The 22661-nt window shown below is 65.1% G+C and carries 23 protein-coding genes and 1 riboswitch; of the genes, 15 read left to right on the top strand and 8 right to left on the bottom strand.

Annotated features, from left to right (window positions below; all coding sequences use genetic code 11):
- The first annotated feature begins 43 nt into the window (after nucleotides 1–43).
- The 4 genes from ACFRJ9_RS02945 to ACFRJ9_RS02960 all read left to right on the top strand — a co-directional run bounded on the left by ACFRJ9_RS02945 (nucleotide 44) and on the right by ACFRJ9_RS02960 (nucleotide 4224).
- The gene (locus ACFRJ9_RS02945; protein ID WP_377664242.1) at nucleotides 44–925 is read left to right on the top strand and encodes a hypothetical protein; all 882 of its coding nucleotides are present in this window, start codon (nucleotides 44–46) and stop codon (nucleotides 923–925) included.
- A 187-nt stretch (nucleotides 926–1112) separates the two neighbouring features.
- A complete protein-coding gene (locus tag ACFRJ9_RS02950; RefSeq protein ID WP_377664244.1) occupies nucleotides 1113–2447 on the top strand; it encodes an FAD-binding oxidoreductase in 1335 nt (444 codons plus the stop codon).
- 128 nt (nucleotides 2448–2575) lie between these two features.
- Complete coding sequence (locus ACFRJ9_RS02955; protein WP_377664685.1) at nucleotides 2576–3445, top strand: DUF4031 domain-containing protein; 870 nt, start codon at nucleotides 2576–2578, stop codon at nucleotides 3443–3445.
- Complete coding sequence (locus tag ACFRJ9_RS02960; RefSeq protein WP_377664246.1) at nucleotides 3442–4224, top strand: 2-phosphosulfolactate phosphatase; 783 nt, start codon at nucleotides 3442–3444, stop codon at nucleotides 4222–4224. Before ACFRJ9_RS02955 ends, ACFRJ9_RS02960 begins: the two co-directional genes overlap by 4 nt.
- Nucleotides 4225–4234: 10 nt before the next feature.
- Here ACFRJ9_RS02960 and ACFRJ9_RS02965 read toward each other — a convergent pair whose 3' ends face one another.
- The gene (locus ACFRJ9_RS02965; protein ID WP_377664248.1) at nucleotides 4235–4741 is read right to left on the bottom strand and encodes a hypothetical protein; all 507 of its coding nucleotides are present in this window, start codon (nucleotides 4739–4741) and stop codon (nucleotides 4235–4237) included.
- Between the two features lie 46 nt (nucleotides 4742–4787).
- Between ACFRJ9_RS02965 and ACFRJ9_RS02970 the strand changes: the two genes are divergently transcribed.
- A complete protein-coding gene (locus ACFRJ9_RS02970; RefSeq protein ID WP_377664250.1) occupies nucleotides 4788–6521 on the top strand; it encodes an exo-alpha-sialidase in 1734 nt (577 codons plus the stop codon).
- Nucleotides 6522–6534: 13 nt separating this feature from the next.
- On the opposite strand, the gene ACFRJ9_RS02975 is transcribed toward ACFRJ9_RS02970, so the two are convergent.
- The 3 genes from ACFRJ9_RS02975 to ACFRJ9_RS02985 all read right to left on the bottom strand — a co-directional run bounded on the left by ACFRJ9_RS02975 (nucleotide 6535) and on the right by ACFRJ9_RS02985 (nucleotide 8261).
- On the bottom strand, nucleotides 6535–6936 hold the full coding sequence (locus ACFRJ9_RS02975; RefSeq protein WP_377664252.1) for a YccF domain-containing protein: 402 nt from the start codon (nucleotides 6934–6936) through the stop codon (nucleotides 6535–6537).
- An 85-nt stretch (nucleotides 6937–7021) separates the two neighbouring features.
- Nucleotides 7022–7471 carry an SRPBCC domain-containing protein gene (locus ACFRJ9_RS02980; protein ID WP_377664254.1) on the bottom strand — a complete coding sequence of 150 codons (450 nt, stop codon included), beginning with the start codon at nucleotides 7469–7471 and terminating at the stop codon, nucleotides 7022–7024.
- A 193-nt stretch (nucleotides 7472–7664) separates the two neighbouring features.
- Entirely contained in the window at nucleotides 7665–8261 is a 597-nt protein-coding gene (locus ACFRJ9_RS02985; RefSeq protein WP_377664687.1) for a phosphoribosylanthranilate isomerase, read from the bottom strand.
- A gap of 97 nt (nucleotides 8262–8358) precedes the next feature.
- On the opposite strand from ACFRJ9_RS02985, the gene ACFRJ9_RS02990 reads away from it, so the two are divergent.
- The 5 genes from ACFRJ9_RS02990 (at nucleotide 8359) to ACFRJ9_RS03010 (ending at nucleotide 11565) form a co-directional block, all read left to right on the top strand.
- Nucleotides 8359–8985, top strand: a complete 627-nt coding sequence (locus ACFRJ9_RS02990; protein WP_377664256.1) for a HutD family protein — start codon at nucleotides 8359–8361, stop codon at nucleotides 8983–8985.
- Nucleotides 8986–9042: 57 nt separating this feature from the next.
- Nucleotides 9043–9108: riboswitch (guanidine-III (ykkC-III) riboswitch) on the top strand.
- 9 nt (nucleotides 9109–9117) lie between these two features.
- Nucleotides 9118–9432, top strand: coding sequence for a DMT family transporter (locus ACFRJ9_RS02995; RefSeq protein ID WP_377664258.1), 315 nt, complete (start codon nucleotides 9118–9120; stop codon nucleotides 9430–9432).
- Between the two features lie 2 nt (nucleotides 9433–9434).
- A complete protein-coding gene (locus tag ACFRJ9_RS03000) occupies nucleotides 9435–9806 on the top strand; it encodes a DMT family transporter (RefSeq protein WP_377664260.1) in 372 nt (123 codons plus the stop codon).
- Nucleotides 9807–9905: 99 nt separating this feature from the next.
- Nucleotides 9906–10910, top strand: a complete 1005-nt coding sequence (locus ACFRJ9_RS03005) for an aldo/keto reductase (RefSeq protein WP_377664262.1) — start codon at nucleotides 9906–9908, stop codon at nucleotides 10908–10910.
- A 4-nt stretch (nucleotides 10911–10914) separates the two neighbouring features.
- Nucleotides 10915–11565 carry an MBL fold metallo-hydrolase gene (locus ACFRJ9_RS03010; protein ID WP_377664264.1) on the top strand — a complete coding sequence of 217 codons (651 nt, stop codon included), beginning with the start codon at nucleotides 10915–10917 and terminating at the stop codon, nucleotides 11563–11565.
- Between the two features lie 150 nt (nucleotides 11566–11715).
- Here ACFRJ9_RS03010 and ACFRJ9_RS03015 read toward each other — a convergent pair whose 3' ends face one another.
- Nucleotides 11716–13449: a DEAD/DEAH box helicase gene (locus ACFRJ9_RS03015; RefSeq protein WP_377664266.1), complete on the bottom strand. Its 1734-nt coding sequence runs from the start codon at nucleotides 13447–13449 to the stop codon at nucleotides 11716–11718.
- A 423-nt stretch (nucleotides 13450–13872) separates the two neighbouring features.
- Nucleotides 13873–15267: an MFS transporter gene (locus ACFRJ9_RS03020; RefSeq protein ID WP_377664268.1), complete on the bottom strand. Its 1395-nt coding sequence runs from the start codon at nucleotides 15265–15267 to the stop codon at nucleotides 13873–13875.
- 68 nt (nucleotides 15268–15335) lie between these two features.
- Here ACFRJ9_RS03020 and soxR point away from each other — a divergent pair, with 68 nt between their 5' ends.
- Both soxR and ACFRJ9_RS03030 read left to right on the top strand, forming a co-directional pair.
- Nucleotides 15336–15797, top strand: coding sequence for a redox-sensitive transcriptional activator SoxR (gene soxR / locus ACFRJ9_RS03025; RefSeq protein ID WP_377664270.1), 462 nt, complete (start codon nucleotides 15336–15338; stop codon nucleotides 15795–15797).
- Nucleotides 15798–15842: 45 nt separating this feature from the next.
- Complete coding sequence (locus ACFRJ9_RS03030; protein ID WP_377664272.1) at nucleotides 15843–16571, top strand: SAM-dependent methyltransferase; 729 nt, start codon at nucleotides 15843–15845, stop codon at nucleotides 16569–16571.
- Here the strand turns inward: ACFRJ9_RS03030 and ACFRJ9_RS03035 are convergent.
- Nucleotides 16568–17605 (bottom strand): Lrp/AsnC family transcriptional regulator, encoded by a 1038-nt coding sequence (locus ACFRJ9_RS03035; RefSeq protein ID WP_377664274.1) that lies wholly within the window; start codon nucleotides 17603–17605, stop codon nucleotides 16568–16570. The genes ACFRJ9_RS03030 and ACFRJ9_RS03035 overlap by 4 nt on opposite strands.
- Before the next feature lie 139 nt (nucleotides 17606–17744).
- Here ACFRJ9_RS03035 and ACFRJ9_RS03040 point away from each other — a divergent pair, with 139 nt between their 5' ends.
- Nucleotides 17745–18962, top strand: coding sequence for a M20 family metallopeptidase (locus tag ACFRJ9_RS03040; protein ID WP_377664276.1), 1218 nt, complete (start codon nucleotides 17745–17747; stop codon nucleotides 18960–18962).
- Nucleotides 18963–18997: 35 nt separating this feature from the next.
- Nucleotides 18998–20290 (top strand): MFS transporter, encoded by a 1293-nt coding sequence (locus ACFRJ9_RS03045; RefSeq protein ID WP_377664278.1) that lies wholly within the window; start codon nucleotides 18998–19000, stop codon nucleotides 20288–20290.
- A 76-nt stretch (nucleotides 20291–20366) separates the two neighbouring features.
- On the opposite strand, the gene ACFRJ9_RS03050 is transcribed toward ACFRJ9_RS03045, so the two are convergent.
- A complete protein-coding gene (locus ACFRJ9_RS03050; RefSeq protein ID WP_377664280.1) occupies nucleotides 20367–21644 on the bottom strand; it encodes an MFS transporter in 1278 nt (425 codons plus the stop codon).
- A gap of 95 nt (nucleotides 21645–21739) precedes the next feature.
- Between ACFRJ9_RS03050 and trmB the strand changes: the two genes are divergently transcribed.
- Nucleotides 21740–22645: a tRNA (guanosine(46)-N7)-methyltransferase TrmB gene (gene trmB, locus ACFRJ9_RS03055; protein WP_377664282.1), complete on the top strand. Its 906-nt coding sequence runs from the start codon at nucleotides 21740–21742 to the stop codon at nucleotides 22643–22645.
- The last annotated feature ends 16 nt before the right edge of the window (nucleotides 22646–22661 follow it).

A 22661-nucleotide genomic window follows, 5' to 3' on the forward strand; every position in this document is an offset into this window, starting at 1 on the left:
TGCATTGCCAAAACCGACGATAATTCGTCAAGAAGGAGAAACAGTGAAGAAGAAAACTATTGGGGCACTGATTCTTGCCGCTGGCGCTGCCGCGACCTTGGCGGCAGCTGCCACACCGGGACTATCTTCCACCCTGACAAAACCCGCAGACCACCCGGAGTCGGGCATCACCTGGGCCGCAGAGCAGTTCGCGTCGGCGGACGTGACGGCCGAAAAGGGCTTGGCCGAAGCCGTGCGCCGCTGCATGGCCAAGGCGGGGTACGACTACACGCCCGCCTCTGCCGGCCAGTCCACAGTGGATCTGAAGCACCACATCGGCTTCGACACCCTCACCGTTGAGGCCGCGCGCGCTTCCGGCTACGCCTCCTCCAAGCCCAAGGGTCCGGGCGAGCCCGCCGAAGGCTCAGAGCTTGGCAAGCTGTTCGCGGACCCGGCCTTCCAGCGGGCTCTCCATGGCGGCGAACCCCAGGAACAGAACACGGTCCGTTCCTCTCAAGGTACGGGCATGCTCGCGGGAGGTTGCACCGCTGAGGGCATCACCGCTGTCTACGGCAACGCCAACGACTACATGAGGGCAACCGGACTGGCCTTCAACTCGCTGCTGGTTGCTACGAACGCTGCAGGCCAGGACTCCGATATCGAGGCAGCCGTGGTCGCATGGAAGGAATGCATGACCACCACTGCCTTCCCCTATAGCCGGCCCGGCGAGGCGGTGTCAGCAGGCCTCGAGGCCGGAGGGCAGAAGGAGCTCAAGATCGCCGTGACTGATGCAACGTGCCGGGAGAAAACCGATTTCGATGCCAAGCTCACCGCGGTGCTGGATAAGTACCTGACCACCCGCATGAAGGAACTCGAAACCGAAGTCGCTGAAGTCCGGCAGATCCGCAATGACGCTTCGGCCCGGGCGTCGGCGTTGCTGGGATAGCGTTCCGCCCGGCGCACCCGTTGCGCATCGGTGGCGCACCCGTTCGCGCCTGACGCACCCACAACCACTGGTGCGCCGGGCGCGAGGGGGTGCGGCCGCCGTCGTACTTTTGCGCTGCCCATGGTCCGCGGGAACGTGCAGTCGTACCCTGATCTAGGGGAGAGTCCACGACGCAAAGGAGCTTCCCATGGAATGGATTCGTCCGGACAGTCCGGACTATGACGAAACTCGAAAACTCTTCAACGCGATGATCGACCGCAGGCCGGCCGTCATCGCCCGATGTTCGGATCCGGGAGAGGTAGCTGAAGCCCTCCGCTACGCGAACATCCACAATTTGGACGTGGCAGTCCGTTCGGGCGGACACTCTGTGGCTGGCATGTCCACCAACGACGACGGCCTGGTCATTGACGTCCGTCCCATGAAATCCATCAGCGTCGACCCCGAAGCGAAGACCGCGACTGCCGGCGCGGGACTCAACTGGGGCGAGTTCGACCGCGCAACCCAACAGCACGGTTTGGCCGTCACGGGAGGGCGCGCTTCCACCACGGGAGTCTCCGGATTCACGTTGGGCGGCGGCTCGGGGTGGCTGGAGCGATCGTACGGTTTCGCGTGCGACAACCTGCTCTCCGTGGACCTGGTCACGGCCTCCGGGGAAAGGGTCACGGCCAGCGCCTCCGAAAACCCCGAACTGTTCTGGGCCTTGCACGGAGGCGGCGGCAACTTTGGCGTGGCCACATCACTCACCTTCCAGCTCCACGATGTGGGCCCCACGGTCATGGCCGGGCTCATGCTGTTCCCCGGTGCGGATGCCAGGGAACTCTCCCGCGCCTTCCGCGGTGTGGCCCTTGAAGCTCCCGACGCCGTAGGCACAGCCCTCGTGTACCTCACCGCCCCGCCGGAAGAGTTCGTCCCCGAAGACATGGTGGGCAAGCTCGCCGTCGGAATGGCCTACCTTCACGCGGGCGACCTTGAGGCCGGCGAAGAGCATGCCAAGCCGTTCCGCGATCTCGGGCCAACCGTGGACCTGGTGTCGCCCATGGGGTACGCGGATTTCCAGTGCATGATCGACGACCCGCCGGACCACTACAACTATTGGAGCGCCGACTACCACGACGAACTCAGCGACGACGCCCTGGACCTTCTGGTCGACTCGGCACACCGCCTTCCGGGAGCGCACTCGCAACAGCTTGTAGCGCGCTGGGGCGGAGCCGTTTCCGGGCCCGCTGCGGCGAACACTCCGTTGCAGAACCGCGGCGCGGCCTGGGTCAGCCACCCGTTCGGGCTGTCCGAGACGCGCGAAGGCGGGCAGGAAGCCAAAGCCTGGGTCAAGCAGTTCCGGCAGGACATCGCCCCGCACACCACGGGCGGCGTTTGGCTGAACTTCATCGGCGACGAGGGACAGGACCGCATCATGGCCGCGTACGGAGAACAGAATTACAGGCGGCTGTCCTTGGTGAAGCGGGAGTTCGATCCGGACAATGTGTTCAGGGGCAACCAGAACATCCTGCCGGCGGAGCACTGACCCCTGCACTCCTTCCCAGTTGCCGTGAACCGCATGGGCGTTGATGCCCGTGATTCCGGGACGGAAGATCGGCGGTAGGAGTCCTGATGACCGGCAGCTGGGAAGGAACGCTTGGGTACACTTTGGCCATGGCCATCTACGTGGACCCGCCCTTGTGGCCGGCACATGGGACTGTGTTTTCGCACCTTGTGTCGGACACGTCCCTCGATGAACTCCATGCGTTCGCTGCGGCCGCGGGAGTTCCGGAACGGGCGTTCGACGGCGACCACTACGACGTCCCCGAACGGCGCTACGACGATCTGGTTCTTGCCGGCGCCATCCCGGTTGAGGCCCGTGTCCTGGTCCGTAAACTCATCGCGAGCGGCCTTCGCATCCCGGCCCGCGAGAGGAGCAAGGCTTTGACGGTGCCGCTGATGGAGCGTTGGAACAGCACCTACCCCGGCCACGAGGAACTTGGCCTAGAGTTGCTTGAACGGTGGGGCGAGGACGGCCGGAAGTACCACAGCCGAACCCATCTCCTGGCTGTCCTTGAAGCCCTGGACATCCTGACGGAACCGGCTTTGCCCGCGCGAACTGTTGCCTTGGCTGCGTGGTTTCACGATGCCGTCTATGAAGGAGTCGCCGGACAGGACGAAGAGGAATCGGCCCGCCTTGCCGAAGACCGGCTGGCCGCGACGGGCCTGGCTGCGGGCGACGTCGCCGAGGTAGCCCGGCTGGTCCGGCTCACCTCCACCCACAGTCCGGAAGCCGGCGACCACGCCGGAGCGCTCCTCTGCGACGCCGACCTCTCGGTGCTCGGTGGCGACGAACAGTCCTACGCACGCTATCTGGCCGCCGTCCGCGAAGACTACGCCCGCGTGAGCGACGCCGACTTCGCCAAGGGGCGCGCCGCCGTCGTGCGTCACTTGCTGGAACTGGACCCGCTGTTCCACGGCGAGCGGGCCAAAACCCTCTGGCTTGACGCCGCGCGCCGGAACCTCGCCGGCGAACTTTCGTGAGCAGTTTGCTCAGCGAACCCGGGGCACCGCAGCGGCAGCTTCCGTACTCGGTGCGGTTCGAATGGGGGCTCGACGGCGCCCGCGCGATTGTGCCGCGGGCGGACCTCGCCGTAGTGGTTGACGTCCTGTCGTTCACCACCTGCGTGAGCGTTGCCGCTGATCGTGGCGCGCTGGTCTTTCCCTATCCGTGGCGGGATACGACGGCCAGCGAATTCGCGGCACACCATGGAGCCGTTTTGGCTGGTCCGCGGGACTCGGAAGGGGTGAGCTTATCGCCGTCGAGCCTTAGGCGTGCTGCCGCGTTGGAGCGCGTGGTCCTGCCGTCCCCCAACGGATCCGCGATTAGCCACGAACTCGCTGCGTCCGCCCGGCACGTGGTGGCCGTTTGCCTGCGCAATGCGGCCGCCACCGCGGACTGGGTCCACGCCACCTTGCCGCCCGATGCTGTGATTGCCGTGGTGGCAGCCGGCGAGAAGTGGGCTTACGGGACTCTAAGGCCGGCCCTGGAGGACGAGCTGGGGGCCGGCGCGTTCATCGCGGGACTGGCAGCGGCAGGGCGCCGCAACTTCTCCCCGGAGTCTGAAGCTGCCGCTGCCGCGTTCGACGCCGCAGAGCCGCGGCTGGCCTCCGTTCTGCGGGGCTGCTCAAGCGGGCGGGAACTGTTGGAGGGCGGTTTCGCGGACGACGTGGACATCGCCGCTGAGCTGGATGGAAGTTCCGTAGTGGCTGTGTTGCGGGACGGGGCTTTCGGGGGTGCCGCGTCCGCCGGGCGTTTGTGACTTCGCCGCCTCAGCCGTGCGCGAGGAGTTCGAGGCCTACCACAGCCAGGCCCAGGGCAAACTCCGCACCCAGCGCTATCAGTTTCTTCCACCAGGACATTTCAACCCTGCGTACGGCGAGATAGCCGATGAGGACCAAAGCCGTGATCAGCGCAATGGTTGACGCGCGGAGTGCCGTTTCAATGCTCCAACGGTCCACGGCAGCTACAGCGATGAAGATGAGCGGAAGAACGATCGCTCCAAATGCGCCGAAACTGGTGCGCGCCATGTGCGACAGCTCTGACCGGGTTGGCAGCTGTGCATGCACGGCCAGGTGGGAGACGAGGTCCGCCACGAAGACTGCCAGCAACGTTCCGACAACCGTGATGGCCAGCGTCGAAGCGGCCTCCCCCGCGGTGAGCGTTTCAGCGTGGGACTGCAAGGCAAGGACAACCGCCAATCCCGTAAAGGTTACGTAGACCCGTTCTTTCAGGGCCTCGGCGCGTTGGTGGGCGTTGGCTTGCGCAGTGGTAGTCACTCGCCAAGGTTATCGGCGGTGACAAGGTCCGGGCTAGCATGGAGGTGTGACCTCCTACCTCTGTAGTTCCTCCGGCCCTGAATTGCCCCTGGCCAAACCCGATGTAGAGCATGTCCTGGCCGTCCGCGGCGTCGGCGGATACCGGCAATACCGCATCCCGGCCCTTGCCGTCAGCACGCGCGGCACCGTGTTGGCAGCCTACGACGGCAGGCCGAACCTGGATGACCTCCCCAATCCCATCGATCTCCTCCTGCGCCGCAGCTGGGACAACGGGGTCACCTGGGGCGGGCAGCAGATAGTACGCACGGGTTCGGGGCTTCGCGGTTTCGGTGATCCGAGCCTCCTAGTCGATGCAGAGACGGGCCGGATCTTCATGTTCCACGCGGCCGGAACGCATGCGGGCTTCTTCGAAGCCATCGAGGAGCTGGAGCCCGACGACGACGTGCAGCACGCGGACGTCAGCTACTCCGACGACGACGGCGACACCTGGCAACACCGTCGCCTCACCGCCCAGCTCAAATCGGCTCAGCCCGGAATCACCGGCCTTTTCGCTGCCGCCGGCCAAGGAATCCAAATACACGTGGGCCCTTTCAAAGGCCGGTTGGTGCAGCAATACGTGTTGTTGATGAACGGCGCCATCATGGCCGCATCGGCGTTCAGCGACGATCACGGCGAGACGTGGACCCTCGGAGAGCTCATCGGGGCAGGGGTGGAAGGAACCGGCCCCAACGAGAACAAAGTGGTGTGCTTGGACGATGGCAGGCTGTTGCTGCATTCGAGGGCCACGCCCTGCCGATTGTCCGCAGTCTCCGGGGACGGCGGTCGGACGTGGAGCCCGCTGCAGCCTGTTCCCGAGCTGCCCGATCCCAGCGATAACGGATCTTTGGCGCGGTTCGAACCTTGGGCGCGGTTCGAACCTTGGGCGCGGTTCGAACCTTGGGCGCGGTTCGACGGCGTGCCCGTGGGCTCTGCGTTCGGGGACCCTTCCCAATGGCTGATCGCGAGTAACAACCAGGACCCGCACCTGCGGCGGAACACAGTCTTGAGCCTCTCCCCGGACAACGGCGCCACATGGCCGGCCAAGCTGCTGCTGTGCCCGGGAAGTTCCGCGTACTCAACCGCCACACGGCTGCCGAACGGGAACATAGGAGTTCTCTACGAGCGGCAGGGGTACAGGGAAATAGTGTTTGCCTCTGTCCCGGCGGAGCAATTGACGGCACAGCTCGCCGTGGATTCAGCGCCAGCTTCTTTCACTCCCGACGCGGAACTGGGCGGTCTGGCGTTCCATATGGAACTTCGCTCCATCACTCCCGGCCGGCCCGCTGCCTGGCAGAACGCCGGGGAATTCCACGTCATTCCGTCCAACAGCGACGGTGCATGGGACGTCCAGACGTGGAAGGAAATCGGGCAGGGCTACGCCGATCAGGACCAAGTCCTCGGAACCCGCGAAGCCCAGGACCTCAACTACGGCCCCATCATTCCGGGCTACAAAGCCGGGGACATCCTGGCGTTCACCGGACGGGTCCGCAACGAAGGCACTGAGCCGGCAACCGGCGTCGTACTTCATGGACCGCACAGCAACCCGGCAGACTTTCCGCCAGCGGACCTCCTGCCGGGTGAGCAGGCCCTGTACTTCACGCCCACCTACACGATCACGGAATCCGACCTGCTTTCGGACACGCTTGAACTCCTGTTCACGGCGGCGTCCGACGGCGGGACGGCGCGTTTGGAGCGCAGGTTCCGCTTCGACCTGCGCTCCGGAGCCGTGGCCGCGTGGTGACGCGGCCCGCAATCTAGCGGTAGCTGTTGACGAACGGCTGGTTGGTGGGGACTATCTGTTTGCCGAGCGGCATCAGCGAGACCGGGATCAACTTCAGGTTGGCGATGGCCAGCGGGATTCCGATGATGGTGATGGCCATGGCCACGGCAGTGACCACGTGGCCGATCGCAATCCAGATGCCCGCCACCAACAACCAGATCACGTTGCCAAGAAGCGCGAATACCCCGGTGCCGCCCGGCTTCTCAACCACCATCCGGCCGAACGGCCACAGGCAATAGGCGCCAATCCGGAACGAAGCGATGCCCCAAGGGATGGTCACGATGAGCACGCAGCAGATGATGCCTGCCGCGAAGTAGCCCAAAGCCAACCAGAACCCACCGAAGACAAGCCAGATGACGTTAAGGAGCGTTTTCATGTCTTCATTCTCCCTTGCGGGTCCGGCAAAAAGCCTAAGGGTCTGCCCTGAATCGTCCCTGACTTATTGCCCGTTCATTGCCCGCTTAGGCGAGCAGGGCGTCCAGTTTGTCGAACGAAGTACCCCAACCATCGCGGGTCATTTCCACCCAGTCCTCCGAGGCAAACGGGCTCTGGGTCAGGTGCATGCGCGTACGGCCGTTGAGGTCCTCGAACTCGAGCCGCATTTCCTCGAACTCGTGATCGGCGTCCGGTGCTGCCTTGGCCGTGGAAACAAGCAGCGCAGGGGTGTCCAATTCCTTGATAACAGCTTCGATGGGGGCCTCCTGCCGGCCGTTCTCATCAGTCCACCCCATCACCACCTGCCAAATTCCGCCCACGCGTGGCTCGATGATGATCTTGTCGCGGGGAGCATCAACGTCAGCGGGCCCAAACCACTGGGTCAGCAGATCCGGGTTCATCCAAGCTTCGAAGACCTTCTCCCGGGGAGCGTCGAATTCCCGGGTCATGGTCAGGGTGAAGTGCTCAGTGGTCATTCCGTGGCTCCTGGCTTCATTGTGTTTCGGGTGAATCGTGCTGTTGGGAGCGAGTCTAGAGGGTACCCCGGACAACTCCGACCCTCTCTCACGTAATCCCCCGATTTTCCCCACCCTCTCTCACGTACTCCCCCGGACAGCCGACCGGAGGTGAAAGAGGATCGACGGAAAACCGACCGGAGGTGAGAGAGGGTCAGGCTTTGGCGGCTTGGACGAAGGCGCGGATCTTGGCCAGGTCCTTCACTCCACGGGAAGCCTCGACCCCCGAGGAAACGTCAACGCCCCATGCACCTGCAACTTCGGCCGCGAAGGCCACGTTGCCGGGCTCGAGACCGCCGGCGAGCAGCCACTGACGGCCGTCGAGGCCCTTCTCCCGAACCGACGCGTAGTCCCATGACTCCCCCGACCCCGGCACCGCGGCGTCAATAAGGAATACTTCCTCGCCCAGATCGGCGAACTCGTCCTGGGAGGCGCCCATGGTGACGGCCCGGATGAGCCGCATCCCGGCGTCGTGCACTGTTGTGACGTCGTCGGCAGTCCGGTGGCCGTGCAGTTGGACCCACTCAAGTCCGGCGGCGCGCGCAACAGCAATGGCATCGGCCGCTGTCTCGTGCCGGAAGACGCCCACTGCATGAACCCCGGCAGGCACCAGCGGCAGCAGAATCCGAGCCTGCTCCGGGCTGACCTCTCGCGGGCTGGTGGTGAGGACGAAACCGACGGCGTCCGCACCGGCGTCGACGGCTTCGCGCACAGATTCAGGCGTGCTCAGACCGCACACTTTGACGAACATCCCTGCGCCTCCAGCCGTACCCACAACGTTTTCCACATATGACGTTAGCAAGCCGCATTGCCAACGCAGAACCGGTGTCCACCACTAGGCTGTTCGGATGGAGATCATCCGCTTTGCCGACATCCATCCCGAACCGTGGCGCAACGGAGGCGGGGTGACACGCGAACTCGCCAGCCACCCGAAGGCCGCCTCGGCTCAGGACGGCGCATGGGATTGGCGTGTCAGCATCGCCGACGTCTCCAAAGCCGGTGAGTTTTCCACGTTCCCGGGCATGGAGCGGGTCATCACCATCATCGACGGCGAGCTGCTGCTCCTCACGGTGGACGGCTCCGAGCATCCGCTGGAAAAGTACCGTCCCTTCCGTTTCTCGGGCGAGGCGGCATCATCAGCCACACTTCCCACGGGCGACATCCGCGACTTGAACGTCATCGCGCGGGCCGGAGCATTCAAGGGCTACACGTCCATTGTTGAGATCTCCAAGAAGCGCGCACACCCCGTTTTCGAAGGCCAGCTCGCCATCCTGTTGGAGGGAAAAGCGACAGTGGCGCCCGGCGCGGCTGTGGAGGAAGAGTCCGACGGCGGTGACCCGGCGAGCGGTGCTGGCGAAGCCGTGGAGTTGGCACGCTACGACGCCGTAGTGGGTTCAGACGCACGCAGTCCGGAGATCTCCGGCCGCGGTTTTGTTGCAGTGATCTCCATCGACCATGTGGAGCCCAACGCCTGAGCTGGTGACATTAACCACCGGAAGTGGCCACCCTGCCAAAGAGTTGCTAGCCTGAAATGAAGGTCCTCCTCTTGGACCTCCGGACGACGGTTCAGTACCCGGCACGCGACAAGACTGGCCAAAGGATCTGTCATGTCGTGGTTAATTCTCATTCTCTCCGGAGCGCTCGAGGCCGTCTGGGCCGCAGCACTCCACCGTTCCAAGGGCTTCCGCAAACCCGTCCCCACTGTCGTGTTCCTGGTGACCGTGGTTGCCAGCACCGGCGGACTCGCGATCGCCATGCAATCCATCCCCACCGGCACTGCGTACGCGGTGTGGGTTGGTGTGGGAGTGGTACTCACGTCGGCTTATGCGATGGTCACCAAGGTTGAACGCGCGACGACGGCCCGGCTGCTGTTGCTCGCCGGCATCGGTGCGTGCGTGGTCGGCCTGAAGGTGGTGGCGTAGCCATGACTACGAACACTAAGAACAACACCGGTATCTTCTGGATCATCCTCCTGGCCTCGGCCGTCCTCGAAGCCGTGTGGGCAACAGCCCTGGGGCTCTCCAACGGCTTTACCCAACTGGTGCCCACGGTAGTCTTCGCCATCACTGCAACATTGAGCATGCTCGGACTGGGCATCGCCGTGAAACGCATTCCCTTGGGTACGGCCTACGCCGTATGGGTGGGAATCGGTGCCGCGTTGACCGTTGGCTGGGCCATGGTCACAGGCGTGGAACCCGCCAGCCCACTGAAATTGCTGTTCATCGCCGGAATCGTGGGCTGTGCGGCCGGCTTGAAGGCGTTGCCTGCAGAGAAGCCCGTGGCCAAGGCCGAGTAGTTCCCAGGCACCAGGCCACCAGCAGGAATACCCACGGCATCCACGGGGTTCACGCCTCCAAAGGGAACTCTGGAACACCTACGTGCATGGGAGAAGTTCATGACTGCAGTTCAACTCGGCGACGGCCTCAGGGTAAGCCCCCTCGGCTTCGGCGGAATGGCCCTCACCCCGGTCTATGGCGGGATCGACCCCGAGGAGGGCCTGCAAACACTCCGACATGCCGTGGATGCAGGTGTCACGTTCATCGACACGGCAGATGTGTACGGTGCGGGAAGCAACGAGGAACTCGTGGGCAGGCTGTTGAAAGAGCGCCGCGACGAGATCCAGGTGGCCACGAAGTTTGGAATTGAGGGCAACCCCGCGGACGGGTACACGGGAGTCCGCGGGGATGCGCCCTACGTCAGGCAGGCGGCAGAAGCGAGCCTCCGCCGCCTGGGCACTGACGTGATTGACCTCTACTACCTGCACCGCCGTGACCTCCGCGTTCCGATAGTGGAAACCGTGGAGGCCATGGCGGAGCTGGTCCGTGAGGGCAAGGTCCGGCACCTCGGACTGTCCGAAGTGACAGCCGAGGAACTCAGGCAGGCCAACGCCGTCCATCCCATTGCCGCGGTCCAGAGTGAATGGTCAATCTGGAGCAGGGATGTTGAGCTCAACGTTGTTCCTGCAGCCAAGGAGCTTGGCGTGGGGTTCGTGCCGTATTCGCCGCTGGGCCGCGGGTTCCTCACAGGAACCGTCAGCGCGAGCGACCTTGGCGAGAATGACTTCCGGCATAAGATCCCCCGCTTTGGCGACGAGGCACTCGATGCAAACCAGGCCGTTGTGGCCGCGGTTCGCGAGGTAGCCAGCGGGCTGGATGCAACTCCTGCCCAAGTAGCCCTGGCTTGGCTGTTCACCCAAGGTCAGCGCCTTGGGATTTCTGTGGTTCCCATCCCCGGCACGCGCAAGACGCACCGGATCGACGAGAACTTGGGGGCGCTGTCCCTGCAACTGGGAACAGCACAACTTGAGGTGCTCGACCAAGCCGCGGACGCCGTCGTGGGTTCACGGTCCGCTGACCCCAACTGGGTGTCCCAGGGCCGCGAAGCCAAGAACGTAGGCTGAAGCAATGGATTCGCTTATTCACTCATCGCGTGACGTCACCATTCGGAGCATCTCAGTCAGCGAGATGAACAACAACGTGTACCTGCTGACATCGAAGTCCTCGGGTGCGCAGCTGTTGATCGACGCCGCCGACGACCTTCCCGCTATCCAGCAGATGCTGGAAGACAGTGCCGCGGATTCGCCTGAGCCCACCAAGCTGGTCAGGATCGCTACCACTCACCAGCACTGGGACCACGTCCGTGCGCTGGAGGAGCTGGTTGCAGCAAACGGCGCCACCACCTCAGCAGGAGCGGACGACGCCGATGCGTTGCCGGTTCCGGTGGATGTCCGGCTTGGTCACGGCGACGTCGAGAGGTTCGACGACTTCGAGGTCACGGCCGTCCACCTGCGCGGACACACACCCGGTTCGATCGCGTTCGTCTATCAGGATCCGGACGGACCGGCCCACATTTTCAGTGGAGATTCGTTGTTTCCTGGTGGCGTCGGCAACACACAGAACGATCCTGCACGCTTCACTTCACTGTTGAACGACGTGTCGGAACGACTGTTCGACGCTTATCCGGACGAGACCGTGGTGCACCCGGGCCATGGATTGCCCACGACACTCGGAGCCGAGCGGCCACACCTTGAGGAGTGGCGCGCCCGGGGCTGGTAGCGCATTCGTTGCGGGGCCTGCTCTGCGTGCCAAACCTAGGGAATAGCGCGCAAAGCGGGCCTCACAACGCGGGCTCCCAACTTGCGGGGCCTGCTCTGCGTGCCAAACCTAGGGAATAGCGCGCAAAGCGGGCCTCACAACGCTGGGAATCTAGCGGCCGCGACGCTCGTTCGAGGCCGGAGCCGAAGCGCGACGCGGGCCGCTGCGGGCCGGACGACCGGCACCGGAGCCACCGCGACCGGAGTTGCCCGAGCCAGCGTTGCCCGAACCATAGGATCCGCCGGACGTAGCGCCCGTCGCGGAAGACCATACGGCCTTGTTTCCGCCGGTGCGGGTGCTCGTGGTGGACGCCGTGCGCGGAGCCGAAGCTGAGCGCTGGCCGGTAGCGGGACGGCCACTGCGGCCGCCCTGACCCTGCGAGCCGGGAACGTCGTTGCGGTGAGTGGCGCCGGCCTTGCCGCGGCCACGCGAGCTGCGGGCGACGTCGTCGTTCATTGCTGCGCGGCGGTCAGCGCGGTTGATGTCCGTGCGAACCGGCTCAGCGCCGACCTTTCCACGCCCGCCACGACCACCGCGGCCACCCGCGGTGGGAGCAGCCTGGCCACCACCGGTGCGGCGGGTGCGCTTGCGCTGGGCGTTGGCGCCAGTGGAGGTGCCGCCACCCTGCGGGGCTTTCGCCGCGAGGAGGGCTGCACGGGTGCGGGGATCAACTTTGTCGGCAATCTCGCCTACGAGCTCGGCGACCAGCGGGGAGCTGGCGGTGACGCGCTCGAAGTTGACGTCAACTCCGGCGGCCTTCATGAGCTTCTTGACGTCGCTCTGCTGCTCCGGGAGTGTCAGCGTGACCACGGTGCCGTCGGAACCTGCGCGGGCCGTACGGCCGGAGCGGTGCAGGTACGCCTTGTGCTCTGTGGGCGGGTCCACGTGGATGACGAGTTCGACGTCGTCAACGTGCACGCCGCGGGCTGCGACGTCGGTGGCCACCAGGACGCGAACGTCACCGTTGGAGAACTCGGCAAGGTTGCGGTCGCGGGCGTTCTGCGACAGGTTGCCGTGAAGATCGACGGCGGGAATGCCGGCGTCGGTGAGGGTCTTGGCAAGCTTGCGGGCGTGGTGCTTGGTCCGCATGAAGAGTACGCGGCGGCCGGCGCCGGAGGCCAGTTCAACAATGAGCTGCTTCTTGACGGTCTGGTCGTTGACCACCAGGACGTGGTGTTCCATGGTGGTGACAGCGGCCTGGGGATCGTCCACGGAGTGCGTCAGCGGGTTGGACAGGTAACGGTTGACCAGCTTGTCAACACCGTTGTCCAGCGTCGCGGAGAAGAGCAGGCGCTGACCCTGGGTGGGGGTCATGTCCATGAGCTTCTTGACCACCGGGAGGAAGCCGAGGTCTGCCATATGGTCGGCCTCGTCCAGCACGGTGACCTCAACGGCCTCGAGGGTCAGGATGCGCTGGCGGATCAGGTCTTCGAGGCGGCCCGGGCAGGCGATGACGATGTCGACGCCGGCGCGCAGCGCCTTTTCCTGGCGTGCCTGGGAGATGCCGCCGTAGATGACCGTGGTGTTCAGGCCCATGGCCTTGGCCAACGGCTCGATGGTGGCGTTGATCTGGGTTGCCAGTTCACGCGTCGGTGCAAGGACGAGGCCCATGGGGCGGCCCGGCTTGCGGAAGTGCTTGGCTTCGCGCTCGGCCAAGCGGGCCACGAGCGGGATGGCGAAAGCGATGGTCTTGCCGGAGCCGGTGCGGCCACGGCCCAGGACGTCGCGGCCTGCGAGGGTGTCCGGGAGGGTCTTCACCTGGATGGGGAATGCCTCTTCGATGCCGTCTGCGGCGAGGGAATCAGCAATGGCCTTGGGCGTGCCAAGGGCAGCAAAAGTAGTCATAAACTTCATGTCTTTCGGGCGGTGTCCAGTTGCGGACATCGGCCCCCGACGCCGGTTGGGCCAGGGGTTCGCCGAGGAAAAGTCAGGTGGTCTACCGGTTCGCAGCTAGTGCGTTGGCCGGGACCAAATGGAACGCGTTCATCGACGCAGGATGTGCCTCTCACATGAAAAATGCCCCTCAGCCCGGTCTTCCGACCGCACGCTTTAGGGCGTCACCGCACATCAAGTGTTTCCAGTCTAGCAGTGATCCGGGCAGAGCCTTGCATCGGGGCTGGTCAGGCACGCGTTGCGGGGCCCGCTGTGCGCGTCTCCGGACTCGCGAAGCACGCAGAGCAGGCCCCACAACTCACCCACCACGCGTTGCGGGGCCCGCTGTGCGCGTCTCCGGACTCGCGAAGCACGTAGAGCGGGCCCCACAACGGTTCAGGCGTGGTGCGTGAGCTCGGGTTGCGCGTCCGCGGCGCCGGTGGCTGGGGCGCGGGCGGCGACCCTCGGCGCAATAAGGACCCCGACGACGGCGATGACCGCCGTCAGTGCGAAGACCCCCGCAAACGAGTTCGTCGTCGTAAATGCCGCGAAGACCAGGCCTGTCGCGGCGAGGGACAGTGCACCGCCCAGGGAGTCCGAGATGGACATGGCCGCGCTGTTGAAGCCTTGGTTCTCCGGGCTGGACAGGGCAAGGGTCATGACGCTCAAGCGTGGGTACATGAGGCCCATACCGCCACCGGCAAGGATCCAGCCGCCGATAGCCACAGCCGCGGGCAGGGCGAACGCGGCCGTCACCAGGGTGAAGGCAATCGCAATCAATACCAGGGTTGCGCCGATCTTCACGGCGAGGTCGTCGGCCAACTTGGCGCCCAGCTTCCCCTGGATCGCCGAAGCCCCGGCCCATGCGAGCGCAGCGCCGGTGAGGGTGAGCCCCGCGAACGTCGGCGTGAAGGCATAGCGCTCAGTCAACAGGTACGGCAGGTACACCTCCGCTCCGAAGAACGCGGCCGATGCCAAGCCGCGGACCAGGATCACGCTGGGCAGGCCGCGGCGGGCAGTGAGGGTCCCCCGCGGCACGAGCGGACGCACGGCCACCAAGGCAACGACAAGTGCGACGACGGCAATCACCCCGCCCACGCCCGGTACCTCCGCGGACAGGTTCAGGCCGAGGACGGCAACGGCCGCGAGTGCCGCCCAGCCCATGCGGCCAAAAGCCCACGGGACAGGCTCGGCCACGGGTTCGGACGCCATACCCCGAACCGCTGGCACCACCATCAGCAAAGCCGGAACAACCAACCCCACAACCCCGAGGAACACCCAGTGCCAACTGCTCAGCTGGGCCACCACGCCCGCGGCAAAGGGACCAACCAGGGAAGGGACCACCCAGGAGGCAGCGAACGCGGCAAAGATTTTCGGGTGCAGCACCGGCGGGTAGACCCGGGCCACCAGGACATACAGAGCAACAGTCATCGCGCCGCCGCCGAGCCCCTGGACCAGCCTGCCGAGCACGAGCACTTCCATGGTCCCTGCAGTACCGGCGATCAGGAGACCTGCCACGAACAGTGCCACGGAGGCGTACAACGGCGCCGCAGGACCACGACGATCGGACCAGTTGCCGGCCGCCACCATGCCCATCACGCCCGTAGCCAGCGGACCGGCGAACGCCAGCGCGTAGAGGCTGGCTCCGTCCAGGTCGCGGCTCACGAGCGGCATGATGGTGGTCACCGCGAGGGATTCGAACGCGCTCAGGAAGACGAGCGCGCAAGCCCCCACGGTGGCAAGCAGGTACGGACGGCGCAGTATCCCGGCCGTTGAAGTGTCTGTGGTCATGGACGCTACCCTAGAACCTCAACTAATGTTGAGGTCAATCCGACCCGCCTGCCCTTGGAGGAGACCCCATGCCCCAAGTACCCGGCACCGCACACCGGCCGCTCAGCATCGGCGAGCTTTCGGAGCGCAGTGGAGTGTCGCCGTCGGCCCTTCATTTCTATGAACGCAACGGGCTCATCGAGGCGGAACGCACTGCGGGCAACCAGCGCCGGTACCGGAGGGACACGCTGCGGCGGGTCGCGTTCATCAAGACCTCGCAAAGGGTTGGCCTGCCCCTGAAGGACATCCGGGAGGCGTTGGACTCCCTGCCGAACGGACGGACCCCCACCAAGCGGGATTGGACCCGGCTTTCCATCCGGTGGCGCAAGGAGCTCGATGAACGGATCGCCGCCTTGGAGCACCTACGCAACGACCTGGACGGGTGCATCGGCTGTGGCTGCTTGAGCCTGAAGTCGTGCACTCTCCAGAATCCGGCCGACGAGCTCGGGGCTTCCGGCGCGGGCGCCCAGCGTTGGAATTTGCCGAAATAGCAATAGGCATTGCTTTGCACGAGCGGCCCACTGCACGCTTGGTTCATGACTGAACACACGCACGACGGCGATACTCACCAGCACGGGCACCACCCCGACGGCGGCACCCACCAAGGCGGACCGCGGCCGGGCGGGCTCAACCTCCATGAGGACGCAGACAATGCCGTGGACATGTGGGACGGGATGTACCGGGAGCGGCCCAAGGTGTGGAGCGGGAACCCGAATCCGCAGTTGGTGGCCGAGGCCGCGGGCTTGAAACCAGGAACGGCACTGGACCTGGGCTGCGGGGAGGGCGCCGACGCTATCTGGCTCGCCGCGCAAGGCTGGACGGTCACCGCCATGGATGTGTCCGCCGTCGCGCTTGAACGGGCAGCTGCGCATGCGGCGGAAACCAGCCACGCGAGCAGGATCAGCTGGCAGCAGCAAGACCTTGCCGCCTGGACCCCTGAGCCGGTGTTCGATCTGGTTTCTGCCCAGTTCCTGCACTCTCCCCTCCTGCCGTGGCGCGACTCTGTGGCATCAGCTGCCGCGGCTGTGGCACCGGGCGGTACGTTGCTGGTGGTGGGGCATCACCCGCATGGCCTCCCGTCGTGGAGCCACCACCACGACACCGGGATGTTCTTCAGCCCGGAGCAACTCGCGGGCGCCCTCCGCCTGGATCGCGAGCCGTGGTTCGTCAATGTCTTGACCGACCGGGAGCGGACCGTGACGGGACCTGACGGTGAGCAGGCCAAGATCCTGGATACCGTTCTGAGGGCAACAAAGCACGCCTAGACAGCGTCAGGCAGCAGCTCCCCATAGGGCGGCACCACTGTTCCCGTTGCGGTGGAGTCCGGGTTCAGCATCCAGCCGACGCGCTTGGCCGTGTTGAGCATGACCACGCTTTCCACGAGCTCGATTCCGGGGATGCGCTGCTGGATGGTGAGCTCCATTTCCATGACGTCGGCCAGCGATCTCAGCCACATGATCATGGTGAAGTTGGTGCGTCCGGTAGTGGACGCGGAGAAGCGGACGTTCCGGATGGCTCGCAACTCCGTGGCGGCGGCCTCGTGCTGGCCGGCGGGAACGTTGGCGAACCATTGCACGGTGATGGGGAAGCCGGAGCATTGTTGCGCGATCTCGCAACGGAAGGACAACATGCGACTGTTCAGGACCCGTCCCAACTGACGCTGGACCGTGGCCGGATTCCTCCCCAAAGCGCGGGCAATTTCCGCGGCGGTGGCACGTCCGTCGCGGGCGAGGAACGGGATGAGGGCCAAGTGGCTTTCCGGGAGGGGAAGCACTACGGCATCCGGCGCTGACGGGTTGGCCGACTCCGGCCCGGCGAGCGCCCGCAGTGCGTGCTGTTCCGCCCGCGTGAGCACGTTCAACCGCCACGCATAGCCGCTGGTATGAATCCGGGTGCAGAGGGACGTGTGGTACTTGGTGAGTCCCCGGATTTCCTTGAGCCGCGGAAGCAGGCTGGTGCTGAACTGCTCCAGGTCCAAGGTGATGACGGTGAGTGTGAGGTCCCGGTTGCTGGCGGCTTCTTCCACAGTGATGACTTCCGGAAGCTCGGCAACGGCGGAGGTGACTTGTGGCCTGAGGTGCATTTCGCAGTCGATGTCCACCATGGCCAGGCACATGTTCTTCGGATCGCCCATGAGGTGGGCTGTGGTCCACGCTGCCCCGGCTGCCCTGAGCCGGTCCCATCGGGCCGCCAGTGTGGTGGCATGCACGCCCAGGACTTCCCCGGCGTCGGACCAGCTGATCCGCGGCGAAATCTGCAGGGCGTTGACCAGGCGTAAATCTTCTTCGCTGAGCTCCATGAGTCGATTGTCTCAAGGATGTGCATGAATCATGCGTCTGAGAACAAGAAATGCATATTTCCAGATGTTTCACGGCATGTGAAGCACGTCACCCCAGAATGGCATAAGGAACCCGTCCCCGAGCACCACAGGAGAACACATGACCATCACCGCCGACGCCAAGGAACTGCGCGAAGACATCGTCCGTCTCCGCCACGACCTCCACCGCGAACCGGAGATCGGCCTGCAGCTCCCCCGCACCCAGGAAAAGGTGTTGAAGGCGCTGGACGGACTCCCGTACGAGATCACGCTCGGCGAGGACACGACGTCGGTCACCGCGGTCCTGCGCGGCGGTGCCGCTTACGCTTCGGCGGAGAAGCCCGTGGTCCTGCTTCGTGCGGACATGGATGGCCTGCCCGTGCAGGAAACCACCGGCGTCGACTACACGTCCCGCCTGGACGGTGCCATGCACGCTTGCGGCCACGACCTCCACACGTCCATGCTGGCCGGAGCCGCGACGCTCCTGGCCGAGCGTCGCGACCAACTGGCCGGCGACGTCGTCCTCATGTTCCAGCCCGGCGAAGAAGGCTTCGACGGTGCCAGCTACATGATCAAGGAAGGCGTCCTGGATGCCGCCGGTCGCCGTGCCGACACCGCCTACGGAATGCACGTATTCTCCTCGCTGGAACCGCATGGGCAGTTCGTCACCAAGCCCGGGGTCATGCTCAGCTCCTCGGACGGGATCGTCGTGACCGTCCTCGGCGCGGGCGGCCACGGCTCAGCTCCCCACTCAGCCAAGGATCCGGTGACCACCGCCGCCGAGATGGTCACGGCCCTCCAGGTCATGGTGACCCGCCAGTTCAACATGTTCGATCCCGTGGTTCTCACCGTCGGCGTCCTGCACGCGGGAACCAAGCGGAACGTCATCCCCGAAACCGCCCGCATCGAAGCCACCATCAGGACCTTCTCCGAAGAATCGCGACAGAAGATGATGGAAGCAGTACCCCGGCTGCTCAAGGGCATCGCTGCAGCGCACGGCTTGGAGGTTGATGTGGACTACCAGCAGGAATACCCCCTCACCATCAACGACGAGGACGAGACGAACACGGCGGAAAAGGTCATCGCCGGCCTGTTCGGAGAGACCCGGCACACCCGGATGGCCACTCCCCTGAGTGGTTCCGAAGACTTCTCCCGGGTCCTCGCCGAAGTTCCCGGCACGTTCGTGGGCCTCAGCGCCGTGGCCCCCGGCGCCAACCACGCGACGTCGCCGTTCAACCACTCACCGTACGCAACGTTCGACGACGGCGTCCTCACCGACGGCGCTGCGCTGTATGCAGAACTCGCCGTGTCCCGCATCTCCGCCCTCGCCGGCAACTAACCCGCTCCCAGCCCAGCCCCACCTTGGAGAATCTCATGACCGCCACCGTAGGAACGTCCCCCGACGTCAAGGTCCACAAGTCCCACGTGCGAACGCTCGTCGGAACCGGCATCGGCAACGCCGTTGAATGGTACGACTGGGCCATCTACGCAACATTCTCGCCGTTCATCGCGAGCGCCCTGTTCAGCCAGGCCGACCCCACGTCAGCTGTGCTGTCCACGTTGGCGATTTTCGCCGTCGGGTTTGTGGCCCGGCCGTTTGGCGGGTTCGTGTTCGGCTGGATCGGTGACCGGATCGGCCGCAAGACGTCCATGACTGTGGCCGTTGCCCTTGGCGCGATCGGCAGCCTCCTCATCGGCATAGCACCCACGTTCCAGGCTGTGGGCGCTTTCGCATCGGTAATGCTGCTGATCGCCAGGCTCATCCAGGGCCTCGCGCACGGTGGTGAGCTGCCGTCGTCGCAAACGTACTTGTCCGAGATGGCACCCAAGGAACACCGCGGCTTCTGGGCCACCCTCATCTACACCTCCGGCACCGCCGGGATCCTCGCCGGCACGCTGCTGGGCGCCATCCTCACCGGAGTCCTGAGCAAGGACGAAATGAGCGCCTGGGGCTGGCGCATCCCGTTCCTGATCGGCGGCGCGCTGGGCATCTACGCCCTGTTCATGCGGGCCAAGATGAAGGAAACAGAAGCGTTCGAGGCCGAGGCTCCCCAGGAAAAGCGTTTGCCGATGTGGCCGCAGATCGTCAAGTACCGCAAGCAGGCCCTGCAGGTCATCGGCCTCACCGTAGGCCTCACGGTGGTCTACTACATCTGGGGCGTAGTGGCACCGAGCTACGCAGCCACCGCACTGAAGATGGACCGCGGGGCAGCGCTCTGGGCGGGCGTGATCGCCAACATCGTCTTCATCGCCGCCCTGCCGTTCTGGGGCAAGCTCTCCGACCGCATCGGCCGCAAGCCTGTCATCATCGCTTCCTCCATTGGCGCCGCTTTGCTGCACTTCCCCATGACGTGGCTGCTCAAGGACTCACCGTGGCAACTGGCCGTGTCCATGTCCGTGATGTTGTTCTTCATCGCAGGCAGCGCGGCAATCGTCCCCGCCGTGTACGCCGAACTGTTCCCGACCCACATCCGCACCATCGGCGTCGGCGTTCCGTACTCCATTTGCGTTGCGGTCTTTGGTGGGACGGCCCCGTACCTGCAGACCTGGCTCGGGAGCATCGGGCAGGGCTACCTGTTCAACGTCTACGCCGTGATCCTGCTGCTGGTGGGCATCGGGTTCGCCTTCTCCATCCCTGAGACGAAGGGCAAGGACCTGACCGTCTAACATCTCCGGCTTTAGTTGCGAGGCCCGCTCTGCGTTCTTCCCTGGGTTTTTGGGACGCAGAGCGGGCCTCACAACGTTAGACGAAGCGGTTGCGGCCAGCCCGGTATCCGAAGAACGCCGCGAGTGAGCCGACCACCAGGAACAAGAATCCCGCCGCCGCGAATCCGCCGGTGGCCTGGTGCAACTGCCCCACCAGCAAGGTTCCTGCCGAACCCACCCCGTAGCCGACGCCCTGCATCATCCCGGACAAATGCGCGGCCGTGTGGGCGTCACGGGTTCGAACCATGATCATGGTGAGGGCAACGGCAGTGAGTGAGCCCTGTCCCAGCCCGAGCAGACCCGTCCAGATCCAGATCAGCTCGCTGGGACCAAAGATACTGAGCGCAAAACCACCACCGGTCATCAGGGCCACCACTGCGTTGATGACCCGTTGGTCCTTGAAGCGCGTGGCCAGCGCGGGGGCAAACAACGAGCCCAGCATCTGCAGCACAATCGAGACCGACACAATCAGCCCCGCCGTTCCGCCGTCCACGCCGCGGTCGCGCAGGATCGGCGCCAACCACGCGAACACACTGAACGACATCATCGCCTGCAGCACCATGAACATGGTTACCTGCCACGCCACCGCCGAACGCCACACCTTCACGCCGCCGTGGATGGCTTGGTGCTTTACCGATGGCTGGCGGATTGCCAGCGGCAGGAAAAGCAAAAGTACGACGGCGGCAGGCACCGCCCAGAACCACAGCGCCGAAGTCCAGTGGCCGGTTGCCGTGAAGACCGGATACGTGAAGCCCGCACCCAACGCCGCGGATGCGCAGATCGCGGTGGTGTAGAGGCCGCCCATCAAGCCAAGCCGGTGCGGGAAGTCCCTTTTGACGACGCCCGGAAGGAGCACGTTGCACAAGGCGATGGCCGCTCCACAGGCTGCCGTTCCGGCGAGAAGCGCGGGAAGGTGTCCCGCTGCCGGGACGTCTACCGGCCGCAGCAGCAAACCCGCCGTCAGGACCGCCATTGCCCCCAGCAGCACCCGTTCTGCGCCGAATCTCCGGGCAAGGACCGGGGCGAGCGGTGCGAAAACGCCCAACAAAGTGACCGGCACGGTGGTGAGGACCACCACCGCCCAACCCGGCAGGCCGGCGTCGGACGTTATTTCCGGGAGGACGGCCGAGAAGCTGGAGAAGACTGTCCGCAAGTTCAGTCCGATAAGGACCAGGCAAATGGCGAGGTAGGCCAGGCCCCTCTTGCCCCTGAGCTGCGTGGGGCCGGCGGCCGGTTCTTCGTCGATTTCGGCGTCCACCGCGATGTCGGGGAGGACTGTTTTCCCTGTGTGGCCGGAATTCTTAGAGGACGTCACACGTCCTATTCTGTCAGTCAGGCTCTGGAAGCCCATCCGGGCAGGAATATGACCCCCGCCGAACGACCCCGCCGGACCCAAGTATTCTGGAAGGGATGAGCGAAACCCCAGATTCCCCGCGACCCGTCACCCCTGGCAGCCAGGCGTCCTTCGGCACCTATGGCGGCCGGCCGGTCAGCTTTGTGCGCCGCGGCACCCGTCTGCAGGGCCGCAGGCAGGCTGCGTGGGAAGAACACGCCGAACGCTGGGCCATCCAGGTGCCGCGCCACGTCGCCAACACCTCCGTGCACCCGGATTACACGTTCGACGCCGAGGCCGTGTTCGGGCGCAAGGCACCGCTGATCGTGGAGATCGGTTCAGGGTTGGGCGACGCCGTTGTCCACGCAGCTGAGCAAAACCCGGACAAGGACTTCCTTGCCGTGGAGGTCTACACCCCCGGCCTGGCCAACACCATCATCAAGATCAACAGCCGCGGCCTGACCAACGTTCGCGTGGTGGAAGCGAACGCCCCCGAGGTCCTGGAGTCGATGCTTCCAAAGGGATCCGTCAGCGAACTCTGGGTATTCTTCCCGGATCCCTGGCACAAAGCACGGCACCACAAACGCCGTCTCATCCAGCCGGCCTTCGCTTCGGTTGCTGCCAAGGCCCTGCAAAACGGCGGCTACTGGCGAATCGCCACGGACTGGTCCAACTACGCCGTGCATGTCCGGGAAGTCCTGGCCGATTCCACGGAGTTCGAAAACATGCACGATGGCGAGCGCAGCGGCGAGGAGAGCCCGCTGACGCAAGTCTGGCAATCCGGCGTCGAATCCGTAGTGGGAGGTGCGCCGGTCAGGGAAGGCCGGGCACCCGTCAGCACTGAACACACGGGCCCCAACGAGGGCGTGGACCAGGAAGGCGGCTGGGCTCCCCGCTTCGAGGGCCGCATCCGGACGAGCTTTGAAAACAAGGCGCACGAGGCCGGGCGCATGATCTTCGACCTCACCTACCGCAAGATCTAGCGAACGGACTCCGGGG

Origin of the sequence: Paenarthrobacter sp. NPDC056912 (assembly GCF_042786555.1) — a bacterium.
In the GTDB taxonomy this organism is placed as follows: domain Bacteria; phylum Actinomycetota; class Actinomycetes; order Actinomycetales; family Micrococcaceae; genus Arthrobacter.

Bases quoted from the DNA above. Each gene is read 5' to 3' on its own strand.
- ACFRJ9_RS02950 (WP_377664244.1), top strand. From the start codon at position 1,113: ATGGAATGGATTCGTCCGGACAGTCCGGACTATGACGAAACTCGAAAA.
- ACFRJ9_RS02955 (WP_377664685.1), top strand. From the start codon at position 2,576: ATGGCCATCTACGTGGACCCGCCCTTGTGGCCGGCACATGGGACTGTG.
- ACFRJ9_RS02975 (WP_377664252.1), bottom strand. From the start codon at position 6,936: ATGAAAACGCTCCTTAACGTCATCTGGCTTGTCTTCGGTGGGTTCTGG.
- ACFRJ9_RS02980 (WP_377664254.1), bottom strand. From the start codon at position 7,471: ATGACCACTGAGCACTTCACCCTGACCATGACCCGGGAATTCGACGCT.
- ACFRJ9_RS02985 (WP_377664687.1), bottom strand. From the start codon at position 8,261: ATGTTCGTCAAAGTGTGCGGTCTGAGCACGCCTGAATCTGTGCGCGAA.
- ACFRJ9_RS02990 (WP_377664256.1), top strand. From the start codon at position 8,359: ATGGAGATCATCCGCTTTGCCGACATCCATCCCGAACCGTGGCGCAAC.
- ACFRJ9_RS02995 (WP_377664258.1), top strand. From the start codon at position 9,118: ATGTCGTGGTTAATTCTCATTCTCTCCGGAGCGCTCGAGGCCGTCTGG.
- ACFRJ9_RS03000 (WP_377664260.1), top strand. From the start codon at position 9,435: ATGACTACGAACACTAAGAACAACACCGGTATCTTCTGGATCATCCTC.
- ACFRJ9_RS03005 (WP_377664262.1), top strand. From the start codon at position 9,906: ATGACTGCAGTTCAACTCGGCGACGGCCTCAGGGTAAGCCCCCTCGGC.
- ACFRJ9_RS03010 (WP_377664264.1), top strand. From the start codon at position 10,915: ATGGATTCGCTTATTCACTCATCGCGTGACGTCACCATTCGGAGCATC.
- ACFRJ9_RS03015 (WP_377664266.1), bottom strand. From the start codon at position 13,449: ATGACTACTTTTGCTGCCCTTGGCACGCCCAAGGCCATTGCTGATTCC.
- ACFRJ9_RS03020 (WP_377664268.1), bottom strand. From the start codon at position 15,267: ATGACCACAGACACTTCAACGGCCGGGATACTGCGCCGTCCGTACCTG.
- soxR (WP_377664270.1), top strand. From the start codon at position 15,336: ATGCCCCAAGTACCCGGCACCGCACACCGGCCGCTCAGCATCGGCGAG.
- ACFRJ9_RS03030 (WP_377664272.1), top strand. From the start codon at position 15,843: ATGACTGAACACACGCACGACGGCGATACTCACCAGCACGGGCACCAC.
- ACFRJ9_RS03035 (WP_377664274.1), bottom strand. From the start codon at position 17,605: ATGGAGCTCAGCGAAGAAGATTTACGCCTGGTCAACGCCCTGCAGATT.
- ACFRJ9_RS03040 (WP_377664276.1), top strand. From the start codon at position 17,745: ATGACCATCACCGCCGACGCCAAGGAACTGCGCGAAGACATCGTCCGT.
- ACFRJ9_RS03045 (WP_377664278.1), top strand. From the start codon at position 18,998: ATGACCGCCACCGTAGGAACGTCCCCCGACGTCAAGGTCCACAAGTCC.
- trmB (WP_377664282.1), top strand. From the start codon at position 21,740: ATGAGCGAAACCCCAGATTCCCCGCGACCCGTCACCCCTGGCAGCCAG.